15 protein-coding genes and 1 pseudogene are annotated in these 15,285 nt (G+C 66.4%); 13 read left to right on the plus strand and 3 right to left on the minus strand.

Annotated elements, in window-relative coordinates:
• Positions 1–76 precede the first annotated feature (76 nt).
• Positions 77–511, minus strand: coding sequence for a DUF5318 family protein (locus tag VGH54_RS19015; protein ID WP_325688289.1), 435 nt, complete (start codon positions 509–511; stop codon positions 77–79).
• Positions 512–781: 270 nt separating this feature from the next.
• On the opposite strand from VGH54_RS19015, the gene VGH54_RS19020 reads away from it, so the two are divergent.
• The 8 genes from VGH54_RS19020 (at position 782) to VGH54_RS19055 (ending at position 9,534) form a co-directional block, all read left to right on the plus strand.
• Positions 782–2,593, plus strand: a complete 1,812-nt coding sequence (locus tag VGH54_RS19020; protein ID WP_331513626.1) for a glycoside hydrolase family 15 protein — start codon at positions 782–784, stop codon at positions 2,591–2,593.
• A gap of 161 nt (positions 2,594–2,754) precedes the next feature.
• Entirely contained in the window at positions 2,755–4,551 is a 1,797-nt protein-coding gene (locus tag VGH54_RS19025) for a thiamine pyrophosphate-requiring protein (protein WP_331513627.1), read from the plus strand.
• A gap of 3 nt (positions 4,552–4,554) precedes the next feature.
• A complete protein-coding gene (locus VGH54_RS19030) occupies positions 4,555–5,007 on the plus strand; it encodes a hypothetical protein (RefSeq protein ID WP_331513628.1) in 453 nt (150 codons plus the stop codon).
• Entirely contained in the window at positions 5,007–5,717 is a 711-nt protein-coding gene (locus VGH54_RS19035; RefSeq protein ID WP_331513629.1) for a gluconate 2-dehydrogenase subunit 3 family protein, read from the plus strand. The genes VGH54_RS19030 and VGH54_RS19035 overlap by 1 nt, the downstream gene beginning before the upstream one ends.
• A gap of 85 nt (positions 5,718–5,802) precedes the next feature.
• Positions 5,803–7,386, plus strand: coding sequence for a GMC family oxidoreductase (locus VGH54_RS19040; protein ID WP_331513640.1), 1,584 nt, complete (start codon positions 5,803–5,805; stop codon positions 7,384–7,386).
• Positions 7,383–8,471: an enolase C-terminal domain-like protein gene (locus VGH54_RS19045; protein WP_331513630.1), complete on the plus strand. Its 1,089-nt coding sequence runs from the start codon at positions 7,383–7,385 to the stop codon at positions 8,469–8,471. The genes VGH54_RS19040 and VGH54_RS19045 overlap by 4 nt, the downstream gene beginning before the upstream one ends.
• Before the next feature lie 22 nt (positions 8,472–8,493).
• On the plus strand, positions 8,494–8,994 hold the full coding sequence (locus tag VGH54_RS19050; RefSeq protein WP_331513631.1) for a hypothetical protein: 501 nt from the start codon (positions 8,494–8,496) through the stop codon (positions 8,992–8,994).
• A gap of 12 nt (positions 8,995–9,006) precedes the next feature.
• Complete coding sequence (locus VGH54_RS19055; RefSeq protein ID WP_331513632.1) at positions 9,007–9,534, plus strand: DUF421 domain-containing protein; 528 nt, start codon at positions 9,007–9,009, stop codon at positions 9,532–9,534.
• A gap of 30 nt (positions 9,535–9,564) precedes the next feature.
• On the opposite strand, the gene VGH54_RS19060 is transcribed toward VGH54_RS19055, so the two are convergent.
• Entirely contained in the window at positions 9,565–10,236 is a 672-nt protein-coding gene (locus VGH54_RS19060; protein WP_331513633.1) for a DUF6629 family protein, read from the minus strand.
• Positions 10,237–10,639: 403 nt separating this feature from the next.
• Between VGH54_RS19060 and VGH54_RS19065 the strand changes: the two genes are divergently transcribed.
• The 3 genes and pseudogenes from VGH54_RS19065 to VGH54_RS19075 all read left to right on the plus strand — a co-directional run.
• On the plus strand, positions 10,640–11,137 hold the full coding sequence (locus tag VGH54_RS19065) for a DUF4383 domain-containing protein (RefSeq protein WP_331513634.1): 498 nt from the start codon (positions 10,640–10,642) through the stop codon (positions 11,135–11,137).
• Between the two features lie 54 nt (positions 11,138–11,191).
• The gene (locus VGH54_RS19070; protein ID WP_331513635.1) at positions 11,192–12,208 is read left to right on the plus strand and encodes an SDR family oxidoreductase; all 1,017 of its coding nucleotides are present in this window, start codon (positions 11,192–11,194) and stop codon (positions 12,206–12,208) included.
• A 36-nt stretch (positions 12,209–12,244) separates the two neighbouring features.
• A pseudogene (locus tag VGH54_RS19075) lies at positions 12,245–12,495 on the plus strand (PadR family transcriptional regulator); the annotation flags it as partial.
• A gap of 7 nt (positions 12,496–12,502) precedes the next feature.
• On the opposite strand, the gene VGH54_RS19080 reads toward VGH54_RS19075, so the two are convergent.
• On the minus strand, positions 12,503–13,690 hold the full coding sequence (locus VGH54_RS19080; protein WP_331513636.1) for an LLM class flavin-dependent oxidoreductase: 1,188 nt from the start codon (positions 13,688–13,690) through the stop codon (positions 12,503–12,505).
• Positions 13,691–13,925: 235 nt separating this feature from the next.
• Between VGH54_RS19080 and VGH54_RS19085 the strand changes: the two genes are divergently transcribed.
• Both VGH54_RS19085 and VGH54_RS19090 read left to right on the plus strand, forming a co-directional pair.
• Positions 13,926–14,468, plus strand: a complete 543-nt coding sequence (locus VGH54_RS19085) for a PadR family transcriptional regulator (RefSeq protein WP_331513638.1) — start codon at positions 13,926–13,928, stop codon at positions 14,466–14,468.
• Positions 14,469–14,509: 41 nt separating this feature from the next.
• A partial coding sequence (locus tag VGH54_RS19090; protein ID WP_331513639.1) for an inositol-3-phosphate synthase occupies positions 14,510–15,285 on the plus strand: 776 nt, incomplete at its 3' end.

A 15,285-nucleotide genomic window follows, 5' to 3' on the forward strand; every position in this document is an offset into this window, starting at 1 on the left:
GGACGCGGGCGTAAGACCGGCATCGGCCCCTGACCCGTTCGGGTTGTCAGCGGCCGACTGGTCTTGCTGCCCTTCGTTATTCACTGGCCGTGCGGGCGCCATCGCGCGCCGTCCGGGTGCTGCGCGGCTTCCGCGGCGGGCGAGCCGTCCGTGTCGCGCCGAGCACATACGACTTGACCAAGTGATTCCAACTGCAGGTTCGACATACCTCTACCACGTGTACCGAGAACTCTTCGAACCGCGAGGCTAGCAAGACCAGTTCTTCGGCGGTCCGCGCAGACCCGGACACCGCGCCGAGGTGGTCGCCGAATACCCACGACACCAGCGTCAGCTGCTCCTTGCGGCAGATCGGGCACATGACCGAGCTGACCTTGCCGTGAAACTTGGCCGCGCGCAGCAGGTAGGGGTTGGCGTCACACACCTCGGAGACACCGGTCCGGCCGGAGTAGACCTCGGCCAGCAGTGAGCGACGCCGAAGCGCGTAGTCCACTACCTGTCGCTGCAATCGCACGAAGACCAGAGTACGTCCGCGGCACCGACGCCGAGAGGTAGGTCGGTTACGTTTCGTGGCTAGGAAGCACAAGGGTCGCGGTCACACTGATGACGAGATACACCTGCGCACGTAGCAAGGATCCACGGTGGTCCGCCGCGACGAGCCCGATGCCCACGCCCGGTGTGATGCCCGAGGCGTAGCGCCCGACACGGTCGCGGCACCGCCGTCACTAGCACGGCACCCGACGAACTTAGGGGTGGGGCCGCCCCGTGCTGGCAAGATGCGGTGATGGGCGACGAGTGGCGCATGTGTGATATCCGCGACTCTGACGGCTTTGCCAAGATCGGCGACTACGGAGTGTTGGGCGACGGCCGAGGTGTCGCACTTGTGGCAGCTGACGGCTCGATCGACTGGTGGGCAGTGCCGCGGTTGGATTCGCCCCCGACGTTTGCCGCGCTGTTGGACCCGGAGTACGGCGGCCGGATCGAGTTGCGTCCGATGGACCCCGAGACCATCACGACGCGTCGATACCTCCCCGACACCAACCTGTTGGAAACCACATTCACGACGGCGACGGGGCAGGTGCGCATCACGGACAGTCTGAACTCGGGAAACGCGGGGGCGTTGCCGTGGACTGAACTCGCCCGACGCGTCGACGGAATCAGCGGTTCGGTCGAGCTGCGCTTTGCGGTGACTCCCGGCGACGGCCTCCGCCGCTGGCAGCCATGGGCCGAAGATGATGAGCGCGGCCCGATCTTGCACGCCGGGCCACTGACAATGGGCGTGCGGTGTAGCTCGCAGGTCACGGTGGCGGTGCGGTTCGAAGGAGTCGAGGCGACTTTCGTAGTGGCCGAAGGTGAGCGCCGGATCACGGCTGTCGTCGCATCGGAGAAGGATCCGCTGTTTTTCTGCGGGGTGGATTCCATTGACCGGCGCATAGACCCCACGGCAGACAACTGGCGGCGGTGGTCGAGGCAGGTGCAGTGGACCGGTGACGGCCGGAACCGGATCGTGCGTAGCGCCCTTGCGCTGAAAACCCTGGTAATCGCCGGCACCGGCGCTGTCGCCGCAGCAGCGACCACCTCCCTGCCTGAGCGTGTCGGCGGCCCGAAGAACTGGGATTACCGATTCTGCTGGGTCCGTGACGCGGCGTTGACGATCGACGCACTGGCGGTGCTGGGCTTGCAGGAGGAGGTACACGCCGCCGTTGCGTGGCTGTTGCACGCTGTACGCGGCAACGGGCCGCACATCCACGTGATGTACACGCTGGGTGGCGACATTCCCGACGTCGTCCATCGACCGAACGTGCCCGGTTACCGCGCTAGCCGGCCGGTGATGGTCGGCAACGACGCCGCCTCGCAGACCCAACTCGGCGTGTACGGCGACTTGTTCGGCACGGTCGCCGACTGGGTTTTCCGCGGCCATCTGCTCGACGTCGGCTCCGCCCGGGAACTTTCCGACTTGGCCGATTGCTGCGCGGACGAGTGGCGCCGCGATGATGCGGGCATCTGGGAACTACCTGTCGAGAGGCCCTACACCTGGTCGAAGATGAATTGCTGGCGGGCGCTGGACGCCGCGGCCCGTCTCGCCGAGGCCGGGCAACTGACCGGCACCGGAAAGCGGTGGCGCGCCGAAGCACAGCGGATCAAGAGCTGGATCGCGCAGCACTGCTGGTCGGAGACCAAACGGGCCTACACCTTTTACGCCGGCACCGACGATTTGGACGCCTCGGTGCTGTTGGCAGCCGAGATCGGCTTCGACCAGGGACAGAAGATGTCGTCGACCATCGACGCCATCGGGACCGAACTCGGGGCGGGCCCGCTGCTCTACCGCTACAGCGGGGTTTGCGACGAGGAGGAAACCTTCACCGCCTGCGCATTCTGGCGAGTGCATGCGCTGGTTTGTGTTGGCCGACTCGACGAGGCCCGCGAGCTCATGCGACAACTGGACGCCGACGTTGCCGGTCCGCTGGGCCTGATGTCGGAGATGCGGGTCGCAGACACCGGCGAGGCGTTGGGAAACATCCCGCAAGCCCTGAGTCACCTCGCATACATCCGGGCGGCCAGCGCGTTGCACACATTGCGCCGCACCACGGCGTAACACCGGCGTCGACGAAGACTTCGCAGAGCGATCCGGGCACCTGCTGGGAGCTCGCTGGGACTGTGCTGTGCCGGTATGTCTGGGGTTTCCCAACGGGTACACCACGCTGTGAATCGAGTGCCAACACCTCCCCGCCCAACCTTGTAAGAGGAGCATCCGCTATGTCTGCCACTGTCGCTGACGTTTTACTCGCCCGGTTACGGGATTGGGGGGTGTCCCAGGTCTTCGGGTTCCCCGGGGACGGGATCAATGGCCTGCTTGCCGCCTGGCAGCGTGCCGACAACAAGCCGCAGTTCGTGCAGGCGCGGCACGAGGAGATGGCGGCATTCGAGGCGGTCGGGTTCGCAAAGTTCTCCGGCACCGTCGGCGTCTGCGCGGCGACCAGCGGGCCGGGGGCGGTGCACCTCCTCAACGGACTGTACGACGCCAAGCTCGACCACGTGCCGGTGGTCGCCATCGTGGGCCAGACCGAGCGCTCGGCGATGGGCGGCTCCTATCAGCAGGAGGTCGATCTGATCAGCCTGTTCAAGGACGTCTGCAGCGAATACGTGCAGATGTGCACCGTTCCCCAGCAGCTGCCCAACCTCATCGACCGGGCCATCCGGGTGGCGGTCAGCGAGGGATGCCCGACATGCCTCATCTTCCCTTCCGATGTGATGGAACTTAAGTACGAAGCGCCCGCACACGCGTTCAAGCAGGTGCCGTCCAGCCTGGGGCTCAGCGGATCGCGGGTCATCCCAGACGAGAGCGCGGTGCGGCAGGCCGCCGACCTGCTCAATGCGGGTAAGCGGGTTGCGATGCTGGTCGGGCAGGGAGCGCGGGACTGCGTGGCCGAGCTGACCGAGGTGGCCGATCTGCTCGGGGCAGGTGCGGCCAAGGCTTTGCTGGGCAAGGACGTGCTGCCCGACGACTTGCCGTGGGTGACGGGCTCCATCGGTTTGCTCGGCACCACGGCGAGCTGGCATCTGATGATGGACTGCGACACCCTGCTCACGGTCGGATCCAATTTCCCTTACACCCAGTTCCTGCCGAAGCTCGATCAGGCCCGTGCGGTGCAGATCGACCGGTCGGGCAAGTGGATCGGGATGCGCTACCCATACGAGCTGAATCTGGTCGGCGATGCGAAGTCGACGCTACGGGCGTTGATCCCCTTGCTCCAGCGCAAGTCGGACCGGTCGTGGCGGGAGACGGTCGAAAAGCACGTGGCGAAGTGGTGGAACACGGTGCAGCGGCGGGCGATGACCGACGCCAACCCCATCAACCCGATGCGAATCTTCCACGAATTGTCGCAGCGGCTGCCGGCCAACGCGATCATCGCGGCCGACTCGGGCTCCTCGGCGAACTGGTATGCCCGCCAACTGAAGTTCACTGCGGGTGTACGCGGGTCGCTGTCGGGCACGCTGGCCACGATGGGCCCGGGCGTGCCCTACGTGATCGGGGCCAAATGGGCCCACCCGGACCGGCCGGCCATCGCGTTCGTCGGTGACGGGGCGATGCAGATGAACGGAATGGCCGAGTTGATCACCATCGCGAAGTACTGGCAGCAGTGGACCGACCCCAGGTTGATCGTCGTGGTGCTGCACAACAACGACCTCAACCAGGTGACCTGGGAGCTGCGGGCGATGGAAAACTCGCCGAAGTTCGAGGCGTCGCAGTCGCTGCCCGACGTCGACTACGCGGGGTTCGCCCGCAGTCTGGGCTTGCACGGCCAGAACATCGACGACGCCGCCGAGTTGGGTGGTGCATGGGACCGCGCGTTGTCGGCGGACCGCCCGACCGTGCTCGACGTTCGCTGCGACCCCGACGTTCCGCCCATCCCACCACACGCGACCTTCGCCGAAGCCAAGTCGCTGGTCTATGCCGTGCTCGGCGGCGACGAGGACGCAGCCGGCTTCATCAAACAGGGCGTCAAGCAAAAGGTGCAGCAATATCTGCCCGGCGAAAAGAAGGGCGGCTGAACGATGTCACTCATCCGGGAGGCTCTGTACGACATCCGCACCGGCCGCTTCGAGCGCACCTTGTCGGCGTTGACGGCTGCCGGTGCCGCGGTCACTGCCGGGGAGATCTACTTCTCGCACGACGGCGCCAGCTTCGGCAACAAGATGATGTGGTGGCCGATCGTGGTGGTGCCCACCGCCATCCCGGCCGGAGTGGCCGGGTTCTTCTCCCGGCGGGCTGCCCGCACCGTGCTGCCCGCGGCGAGCGCCGCGATCGTGATCAATGGGCTGCAGGGCTTCTATCTGCATGTGCGCGGGATCAGGCAGCGACCCGGCGGCTTCACCAAGTACAACATGGAGTCCGGGCCGCCCGCGTTCGCGCCGCTGCTGGCGTCGCTGGTCGGCGGGATGGGCCTGCTGGCTGCGCTGCTGCGCCGTGAGGAGCTGCCGCGGCTCGGTAACAGGACGGGTAGCTGATGCCGTTCCGCACGAAAGCACAGCGCGGGATCACTCCGCAGGGCCGCGGCCGGTTCCCGGGGTTCGATGTGCTAGATCAGGCGCACAGGTGGGACGACGTGACCGCGGGTGTGGTGCTCGCGCGCCTGACGTTGCCCAAGATGCTGTCCTTTTTCACCCCGCATGAGGTCGGCGTCGCTGAGCCGATGCTCGATTTGCTGATGGACCAAGACAGCGAGCCGCGGGTCCCGGTACTGGCGCTGATCGACGGGCGACTCTCGATCGGCGAGACCGACGGTTGGCACTACGACGACTTACCCGAAGACGGCCAGGCGTGGCGCGACACGCTGGCCCACCTCGACGAGGATGCACGCGCACGCCACGACTTCGGCTACGCCGAACTGAGCACCGCCCAACAGGCACGGCTCCTGCAGGACGTGGCCGACCTCGCGGCTAGCGGCGGATCCTGGCACGGGGTGACGGCCAAACATGTCTGGAGCCTGTGGGCGCGATACGCTTGCACCGCGTTTTACTCCCATCCCTGGGCGTGGAACGAGATCGGCTTCCCCGGCCCGGCATACCCGCGTGGCTACCTCAACGCCGGAATCAACGCCCGCGAGAGGTGGGAGGTCGCCGACCACGACGACGTCGACCCGGTCCCGTTCGCCCGGCGGGTGGAGCGATCTCGTAAAGCCAATGACGACCTGCCGGGCAGTGGGCCCAGTGAGTGACTACCGAACTATCCGGGCCCGCAACGAATCGGCCTGGCTGATCCCGAACGACGGTTCGCGGGTCAACCACCAGTTACGTGCCGACATGCGCCATTACGACGAGAACGACGAGGTCGACGTCGTCATCGTCGGTGCCGGCGCCGGCGGTGGCACGCTGGCGCAACGGCTGGCCCGAGCGGGGTGGCGCACCGTCGTGCTGGACGCCGGCCCCTTCTGGAATCCGGACACCGACTGGGTCAGCGACGAGCGCGGCTCACACGGCCTGTACTGGACAGACCCCAGGCAGATCGGCGGCTCCGACCCGATCCCGCTGGGCTCCAACAACTCCGGGCGCGGCGTCGGCGGATCGATGGTGCATTACGCCGGTTATGTCCCGCGGTTTCACCCGTCGGACTTCCACACCCACAGCGCCGACGGCGTGGGCGCGGACTGGCCGATCAGCTACGACACCCTGCGGCCCTATTACGAGAAGATCGAAGCCGAGCTGCCCGTTGCCGGACAGGATTGGCCATGGGGCGATCCACATCGCTACCCGCACAGCCCGCATCCGGTCAGCGGCAACGGTCAGATTGCGCTGCGCGGCGCCGCGGAGCTCGGGATAGAGATGCGGGTAGGGCCGGTCGCCATCCCCAACGGCCGCTTCGGCAACCGCGCGCACTGTATCTATCGCGGCTTCTGCCTGCAGGGCTGCAAGGTCAACGCCAAGGCCAGCCCGTTGATCACCCACATCCCCGACGCGTTGGCCCACGGCGCCGAGATCCGGCCCGACGCGCTGGTCTCGCGGGTGCTCGTCGACGACGAGACCGGGCGTGCGACCGGTGTCGAGTACTACCGCGCTGGAGTCCTGCGCCGGCAACGTGCCAGCGCGGTCGTTGTCGCGGGCTACTCGATCGAGACGCCGCGCCTATTGCTGCTGTCGGCCACCAGGCGCTACGAACGCGGCTTGGGCAACGACCACGATCAAGTCGGCCGCTACCTGATGGTTCAGGGCGCACCCCAGACCGCGGGGCGGTTCAGCGATGAGATCCGGATGTACAAAGCGCCGCCGCCCGAGGTCAGCTCCGAGGCGTTCTACGAAACCGACCCGACCAAACCCTACAAACGCGGCTGGTCCATCCAAACCGTCAGCCCACTGCCGATCACCTGGGCCGAACATGTTCTCGCGCAAGGACATTGGGGCACGAACTTGCGCGAATACATGCGCGACTACGTGCACTGGGCCACCCTCGGCGCGCTGTGCGAACTGCTGCCGCGACCGGACAACCGCGTCACGCTGTGCAATGAGAAAGACCGCCACGGCCTGCCGGTGGCGCACTTCTCCTACAGCCAGTGCGACAACGACAGACAGCTGATCAAAGCCGCCACGACCGTCATGGAGAACATCCTGCGCGCGGCGGGTGCCGAGGAGACGATAACGATCGAGCGTTATGCCCACCTCGTCGGCGGCGCCCGGATGGCCGCCCGCGCGGAAGACGGCGTCATTGACGCCGAGCATCGGGTATTCGGAGTCGAGCGGCTCTACGTCGTCGACGGCAGCACCATGCCGACTCAGGGCTCGGCCAACCCAGCGCTGACCATCATGGTGCTGGCCGTGCGCGCCGCAGACTTGATGGTTGACCATGCGGCAGGCCGTATCCGCAGAGCAGAACAGTCACGGAGCCGACCATGACGTCGGCCCGCATCGATGGAGTCGACGTCGCGGCTTACACCGTCGACACCCCCGAACCCGAGGCCGATGGCACCTTGACGTGGGACGCCACCACCGCTGTCGTCGTGCACGCGCACGCCGGCCAGACCAGTGGTCTGGGGTGGACCTACAGTTCCCCGGCGGCGGCCGCCGTCGTCACCGAAGAGTTGGCCGGGGTCGTCACAGGCCGAGATCCCTTCGACATCCCCGGCGCGTGGGAAGCGATGCACCGCCACTGCCGCAACGTCGGCACCCGGGGACTGGTCATGCAGGCGCTGAGCGCCGTCGATGTCGCTTTATGGGATCTCAAAGCCCGGCTATGTGACGAGCCGCTTTCCCGGCTGTTCGGGCGGGCGCGTCCCAACGTGCCGATCTACGGCTCGGGCGGCTTCACCACCCTCGACGCCACCCAGCTCGGTGAACAGGTCGCCACCTGGCAGGAGGCTGGGTGCACCGCGATGAAAATCAAGATCGGCCAGAATTGGGGTGCCAACCTGACCCGGGATCTCGACAGGGTCCGCCGCTTGCGGGAGCTCGCCGGCGACGACGCCGAACTGATGGTGGACGCCAACGGCGGTTACTCCGTGGCTCAGGCCCGGCGGGTCGGTGCCGCATTCGACGACCTTGGGGTCGTCTGGTTCGAAGAGCCCGTCAGCAGCGACGACATCGACGGCCTGCGCGTCGTCCGAGACGCGGTACGGTGCGACGTCGCCGCTGGAGAGTACGTGTCCGACCGGTACGACGCCCGCCGGTTGGCGCCCGTGGTCGATTGCCTGCAACTCGACGCCACCAGGTGCGGCGGGTACACCGGATGGCTGGCCGGTGCCGCGATCGCCGCGTCGCACAACCTCCAGGTGTCCGCCCACTGCGCACCGGCGTTGCACGCGCCGGTCGCCGCCTCGATCACCAATCTGCGCCATGTCGAGTACTTCATCGACCACACCCGTTTGGAGCCGAAACTGTTCGATGGCCTACCCCGTGCGGCGAACGGCGCGCTCACCCCCAACACGACCGTCCCCGGTCACGGTATGTCGGTGACCGCTAGCGCCGCCCAATACCGACGATGAGCACGAATCAGCGAGGGCAGCTATGACCACCCACCCCAGGACATCCAGGCAGATCGAGTTGCTTCGTGCGGCGTGGGGAGCCGCTTTACTAATTGCGCCGTACCAGGTGATGGAGAACGTCCATCACCTGAAGGTCGACACCAAGAGCGCGGTGATCGCCCGGATCCTGGGCGGCCGCCAGCTGGCCCAGGCTGCGCTGTCGGGGTTGCGGCCCAGCCCCGAGGTGCTCGCAATGGGGGTGTGGGTGGATACCGTACATGCGCTGACCGCGCTGGGTCTCGCCGTTGCTGACCGCTCCCGAGCCCGCGCCGGACTGACTGACACCGTCGTCGCGGGTCTGTGGGCAGCGGCCGGCTATCGCGATCTGCTCGGAAGTGCGCCGACAGCTTCGTCCCATCAACGGCTGCGGGATCGACTGGCCCAGATCGTGTTGCGCGTCGCGCCCGGTGGAGCGTTCTTGCTCAGACGGGTCAACGCGACCGAGCGGGGTGATAGAGACAACCGACGGGGTCATGACGGGTGAAGGGGGCCAGGCATGTCTCATCTGTTCGGCGGCTACCCGGAACTGGGGTGGACCGCGCTCAAGGCGATCTTGCTGTTCGTCGTCGCGGTCGTCGGACTGCGGCTATCTGAGCGACGCCTGCTCGCCGAGTTCAGCCCCTTCGACTTCGCGGTGACCGTCGCGGTGGGCGCCATCGTGGGTCGCACCGCAACGTCGTCGAACACATCATTTGCCAGCGGTGCGGTGGCCCTGGTCACTCTGCTGCTGGCGCATCGCCTCGTCGCAGCCATGCGCCGGCGGGGTCTGCTCGGCCGGCTGCTGGACCGGCGCCCGTTGATCCTGGTCTCCCATGGGCGCATGCAGGCACCGGCCCTGCGCTCTGCCGGTTTGACTCGGGGCGACGTTTATCGGTTGCTGCGTCAGGCCGGGCAGGGCGATCTCGGTGTGCTCCAGTACGTCCTTTATGAATCAGGGGGCATCACGATCGTGCGGACCGACGAGCCCGCTGGCGATGCGACGCGGGTCGGGCTCGCCGACGCCGGCATCGACAATCCGCCGTGACGCGGTTGCTTCGGGGTGAAGACGCGGGCATCAATGGGTCCCAGCGGCTCGGTCGGCCACGCCGTGGTAGCGATGCGGGTCGGGTAACCGCCTGCGGCGCAACATATGTAGCAGCACCAAAATCGACGCCGCTGCAGCGTAGATGCACCACAGCGAGGCGAACCCCCGAATGGCGAGCACGGCGACCACGATGAGTCCCACCAGGTTGAGCAGTCCGAAAGCGACAATGGAGCGGTAACCAGACATCAGCGCCGGTCCGATCACGGCCACGATGTAGAGCACCACCCACAGTGCGCCGTGTTCGACGCCGGTGTGGTAGCTCAAAGCATGTGGAAGCCGGTGCACCACGACCGGGTGCGACAGCACGGCGAAAGCAAGGTACGCCGAGACGACCGCGCCGAGCACTACGAATGGCGCCACTCGCAACCGGGCCCCGGTCGGTTCGAGAAGTAACACTGCGAGCGGAACATATGTCGGCAGCAACGCGAAGGCGATCAGCACATACGCCAGAACCGCCAGATGAACAAAGCCGGCTGACCGGTCACCGTCCTGGCCTGCCCACACGGCGGCCTCGATGAACTGGTGCAGGGAGAAGATCGCCGGCAGCAACGCGAACGGCAATTCGCGCGGGCGTTTCACCTCTCGCAGTGACAGCGCGGCCACGGGCAGCAGCACAGTCCCTGCCACCAGGTCTGCAGTCATCGAGAAGCACATGTTTGCCGATGTTGCCACGGATCGTGCGCAAATCACATAAAAGACGTCCCGCACGCAGTTAGTCAGCGGTCCCTAGCCAGGGTAAAGGCGGCCTGCCGCCGATCCGAACTGGGCCACACCTCGCGTCAACTCCAGCCGCAGCGAGCCACCTGGGATGTTGCTGGGAGTTTCGCAGGCCGCGGTGTTCCGGGACAACAACGGGTACGCAAATGCCGACATGCAATGAGCACCACAGGGCCGGCGTCGGCTGCGCGTGAACCGGGTTGGGCGCCGACGTAAGCCCGTTGGCGGGTTCACGCAGCACGGGGACTTTTCGCCCCAGCGAAAGGGATTAACGATGTCGCCAGTCACGCAAGGGCCCATGGGGCGTTCGACCTCCGGGTTACGCCTTGTGAGCCGCAACCCGAGCCACTTCCGGAATGGCCGGTGGGTTCTACTGGCGGAGGGCGCGCTGCTGATCGGCCTGGGTAGCGCCGGGTTCGTCTCTGCTGCAATGCATCCCCACACCGCACCCACCGGCGCCCCGGTTCTGGGACTCGCGCTGACGCCGTGGCACAGCGCGCTGCTGTTCGGGTTCGGAGTGTTAGCCGTGCTCGGCGTTCTCCAGCGCCGCGCGGCGATCGCGGTGACGGCGCTCAGCGCAGTCGCCTTTGTGACTCTGGTGATTATCGGCGCGGTCTTCACCGCCCATCATGCGCCCGGACCGCTCGGGTTCGAACCGCGCGACATCGTGTTACACGGCGTGCTGGGGGTGACGAGTTTTGCTGTTCTGTACTGGCTCATCCCCGACGTGCTCGAGGGCCCGGGCTGGGTTCCGCGCCGGGGAACGCGCGCTCGGCACCGCCCAGAGCGACATGCGCCTGTGACCCGGCGCCGCTGGCGCACTTAAGCCCGTATCCAACGGAACAACACAACCCAACCCTCACATAGAAAGAAGTCCTCCATGGCAACACCTCGGAGCGTCGTCATCACCGGAGCCAGCGCCGGGATCGGTCGCGCCGTTGCTCGCGCATTCGGCGCCAGAGGCGATAACATCGCCCTGCTCGCCCGGGGGGAAGGCGGGTTGGACGCTGCCGTCAAAGAAGTTGAGGCGGCCGGGGGCCAAGCGCTGGCAATTGCCACCGACGTCGCCGACTACGACGCGGTCGAGTCGGCGGCTGCGCAGTTCGAGGACAGCTTCGGACCCATCGACGTGTGGGTGAACGTCGCGTTCACTTCCGTTTTCGCCCCGTTCCACCAGATCGACGCGAAGGAATACCGCCGTGTCACCGACGTCAGCTACCTGGGTTACGTCCACGGCACCATGGTCGCGCTGGCACGCATGCGGCCGCGTGATCACGGCACCATCGTGCAGGTCGGCTCGGCGCTCGGCTCGCGGGCCATCCCGCTACAGTCGGCTTACTGCGGCGCAAAACATGCCATCAACGGCTTCACCGAATCCGTGCGCACCGAACTGATGCACGACCACAGCAACGTCCACATCACCGTCGTCCAGATGCCCGCGGTCAATACCCCCCAGTTCTCCTGGGTACTTTCCCGGCTGCCCAAGCATCCACAGCCGGTACCTCCGATATATCAGCCCGAAGTCGCCGCGCGCGCGGTGCTGTTCGCCGCCGAGCATCCCCGCCGCAAGCAATACTGGGCCGGCGCCAGTACCGCCGCTACCATTCTGGGTCAAAAACTCGCCCCTGCACTGCTCGACCGCTACCTGGCAAAAACCGGCTATGCCTCACAACAAACTAACGAGTCGGTGAGCCAGAACCGACCGAACAACCTCTGGGAACCTCGGGACTCCGAGGCGGGCGACGACCATGGAGCGCACGGTGCGTTCGACAAGCGTTCTTACCAGCGGTCCCCACAGCTCTGGGTGTCCCAGCATGCCCGATCAACCTCGGTCGCCGCCGCCGGCACCCTCGGCGCCATTCTCATCCGTTTTGGCCGTAACAGATGGCGAGTCTGACACGGAACGGCAATAGTCATGGCCCGGCCAACCGCCGTGCTGGAGCTCGCCATCCTGAGACTCTTGCTCGAATCAGCCATGCACGGGCTAGGAACTGCGTAAACGGCTTACCGGCCTGCTTGGGCAGCGAGCTGGTGGCTGACACCGGCCCGCACAACTACACCGACGACGGGTTCGCCGTGCACTTGGCATTTTTCGACCGCACGCCGGCCGCAGCGCGGATGCGCATCCTGGAGGGTCGCCGCCGCCAGGTCGAAGAACGTCGAGAAGGCCTGCGTGAAGCAATGTTCGTGGCTAGGAAGCACTGACCTCGCCGACGTTCGGCAAGAACGCCGACCTGACCGGCTCAGTCGGCCGAACCGCCGACGCCCCCTCACCCAGCAGACCCCGTTCAGCGAGGATCGGGCGGACGCCCTCGCCGAAGATGTAGGCCTCTTCGAGGTGGGGATAGCCGGACAGGATGAAGTGGTCCAGCCCCAGCTCGGCGTATTCGGCGATGCGATCGGCGACCTCGGCGTGCGAGCCGACCAGGGCAGTGCCCGCGCCGCCGCGCACCAGACCGACGCCCGACCACAGGTTGGGGTAGATCTCCAGCTGTCGGGCATCCACCCCGGCCGTGTAATCCTCCCCGCCACCGTGTAATTGGCGCATCCGGCGCTGACCCACCGATTCCGAGCGGGCCAACGACTGCTGCGCTGCGGCCACGGTCTCCGGGCTGAGTCCGTTCAGCAACCGCTCCGCCTCGGCCCAGGCCTGCTCGCTGGTGTCGCGGGAGATGACGTGCACCCGAAGGCCGTAGCTCAGTTGTCGGCCCTGCGCCGTGGCCAGCCCGCGGATCCAGTCCAGCTTCTCTTTGACCTGCTCGGGCCGCTCGCCCCAGGTCAGATAGGTGTCGGCGGATCGGGCCGCGACTTGGCCGGCCTCCGGCGAGGAGCCACCGAAGAAGACGGGTGGCAGCGGATCGGGTCGTCGCGCCAGGGAGGCTTGCTCGACGCGCAGGTGTTGACCGGCCGCGGTCACCGGGGCGTCGGAGGTCCACAGCCGGCGCACGATGTCGAGGAACTCGCCGCATCGCGCGTAGCGGTCCTGCTTCTCCAGGAAGTCGCCGAACGCCCGCTGCTCGGCGCTCTCGCCGCCGGTGACGACGTTGAGCATCAGCCGGCCCTGTGACTGCCATTGGAAGGTGGTCGCCATCTGCGCGGCCAGCGTCGGGCTGATCAGCCCCGGGCGGAACGCCACCAGGTACTTCAGCGACTCGGTGCTGCCGATCAGCATCGCGGTACTCAGCCAGGCGTCTTCGCACCACAACCCGGTCGGTGTCAGCACCGCCTCGAACCCGTTGATCTCGGCGGCCTGGGCGAGCTGGATGAGGTATTTGAGGTCGGCCGGCCGGTCGCCGCGCATGGTGCTGCCATGCCCACCGGCGATCAGATCGCGCGAGTCGCCGTACGTCGGAAGAAACCAATGCAGATGAATAGACACGTTGTTTGGTTATGCCGGGCGACGCGCGTCACGAACAGGCTTGCAACCAAGCTGATTACAACCCGGCCGGCTCCCCGGGGACATCGCACTGACTGCGTGGCTACCAACGGCTGAACAAATCGAGAACATCAGCTGGCCGCCGGAGTGGCGCCAAATATATCGGGCCGATACTATTGCGCGAGACTGTTTCGCGACATAACAGCGTCGCATTCGATGCAGCAAAGGAGGTGACTCGGTGCTGGAGCTCGCCATCCTGGGACTCTTGCTCGAGTCGCCCATGCACGGCTACGAACTGCGCAAACGGCTCACCGGCCTGCTCGGGGCGTTCCGGGCATTCTCCTACGGATCGCTGTACCCCGCACTTCGGCGGATGCAGTCCGACGGGTTGATCGCCGAGAACGCCGCCCCGGCCGGTACGCCGGTGCGTCGGGCCCGGCGCGTGTACGAACTGACCGACGCGGGCAGGGTGCGCTTCAGCGAGCTGGTGGCTGACACCGGCCCGCACAACTACACCGACGACGGGTTCGGCGTGCACTTGGCATTTTTCAACCGCACGCCGGCCGCCGCGCGGATGCGCATCCTGGAGGGTCGCCGCCGCCAGGTCGAAGAACGTCGAGAAGGCCTGCGTGAAGCAATTGCGCGGGCCAGCAACTCTCTGGATCGCTACACCCGCCAGCTGCATCAACTCGGGCTGGAGTCCAGCGAGCGCGAAGTCAACTGGCTCAACGAGTTGATCGCGGCCGAACGCGTAGCGCAACGCAGCGCAGACCAGGCCTAGAGCCGAGTAATCCCCAATATGAGAGTCAAGGAGAACTCCGTATGAGTGAGCAGAACGCGCCGCAGGCGTCGACCGAGGTCCGAGTCGCTATTGTCGGCGTCGGCAACTGCGCGTCCTCGCTGGTACAGGGCGTCCAGTACTACTACGACGCGGACGAAAACCACACCGTGCCGGGCTTGATGCACGTGAAATTCGGCCAGTACCACGTCCGCGACGTGAAGTTCGTCGCCGCATTCGACGTGGACGCCAAGAAGGTCGGCTTCGACCTGTCCGAGGCCATCTTCGCGTCGGAGAACAACACCATCAAGATCGCCGACGTTCCGCCGACCAACGTCACCGTGCAGCGCGGCCCGACGCTCGACGGCATCGGCAAGTACTACGCCGAAACCATCGAGATCTCCGACACCGAGGCCGTCGACGTGGTCAAGGTCCTCAAGGACGCGAACGTCGACGTGATGGTGTCCTACCTGCCGGTGGGTTCGGAGCAGGCCGACAAGTTCTACGCCCAGTGCGCGATCGACGCCGGGGTGGCATTCGTCAACGCGCTGCCGGTCTTCATCGCGTCCGACCCGGTGTGGGCCAAGAAGTTCACCGACGCCGGTGTGCCGATCGTCGGTGACGACATCAAGAGCCAGGTCGGTGCGACGATCACCCACCGCGTGATGGCCAAGCTGTTCGAGGACCGCGGCGTGCAGCTCGATCGCACCATGCAGCTCAACGTCGGCGGCAACATGGACTTCCTCAACATGCTCGAGCGCGAGCGGCTGGAGTCCAAGAAGATCTCCAAGACTCAGGCCGTCACGTCGAACCTGCAGCG

Origin of the sequence: Mycobacterium sp. (assembly GCF_036488105.1) — a bacterium.
Taxonomy (GTDB): Bacteria; Actinomycetota; Actinomycetes; order Mycobacteriales; family Mycobacteriaceae; genus Mycobacterium.

Bases quoted from the DNA above. Each gene is read 5' to 3' on its own strand.
- VGH54_RS19020 (WP_331513626.1), top strand. From the start codon at position 782: ATGGGCGACGAGTGGCGCATGTGTGATATCCGCGACTCTGACGGCTTT.
- VGH54_RS19025 (WP_331513627.1), top strand. From the start codon at position 2,755: ATGTCTGCCACTGTCGCTGACGTTTTACTCGCCCGGTTACGGGATTGG.
- VGH54_RS19030 (WP_331513628.1), top strand. From the start codon at position 4,555: ATGTCACTCATCCGGGAGGCTCTGTACGACATCCGCACCGGCCGCTTC.
- VGH54_RS19035 (WP_331513629.1), top strand. From the start codon at position 5,007: ATGCCGTTCCGCACGAAAGCACAGCGCGGGATCACTCCGCAGGGCCGC.
- VGH54_RS19040 (WP_331513640.1), top strand. From the start codon at position 5,803: ATGCGCCATTACGACGAGAACGACGAGGTCGACGTCGTCATCGTCGGT.
- VGH54_RS19045 (WP_331513630.1), top strand. From the start codon at position 7,383: ATGACGTCGGCCCGCATCGATGGAGTCGACGTCGCGGCTTACACCGTC.
- VGH54_RS19050 (WP_331513631.1), top strand. From the start codon at position 8,494: ATGACCACCCACCCCAGGACATCCAGGCAGATCGAGTTGCTTCGTGCG.
- VGH54_RS19055 (WP_331513632.1), top strand. From the start codon at position 9,007: ATGTCTCATCTGTTCGGCGGCTACCCGGAACTGGGGTGGACCGCGCTC.
- VGH54_RS19060 (WP_331513633.1), bottom strand. From the start codon at position 10,236: ATGACTGCAGACCTGGTGGCAGGGACTGTGCTGCTGCCCGTGGCCGCG.
- VGH54_RS19070 (WP_331513635.1), top strand. From the start codon at position 11,192: ATGGCAACACCTCGGAGCGTCGTCATCACCGGAGCCAGCGCCGGGATC.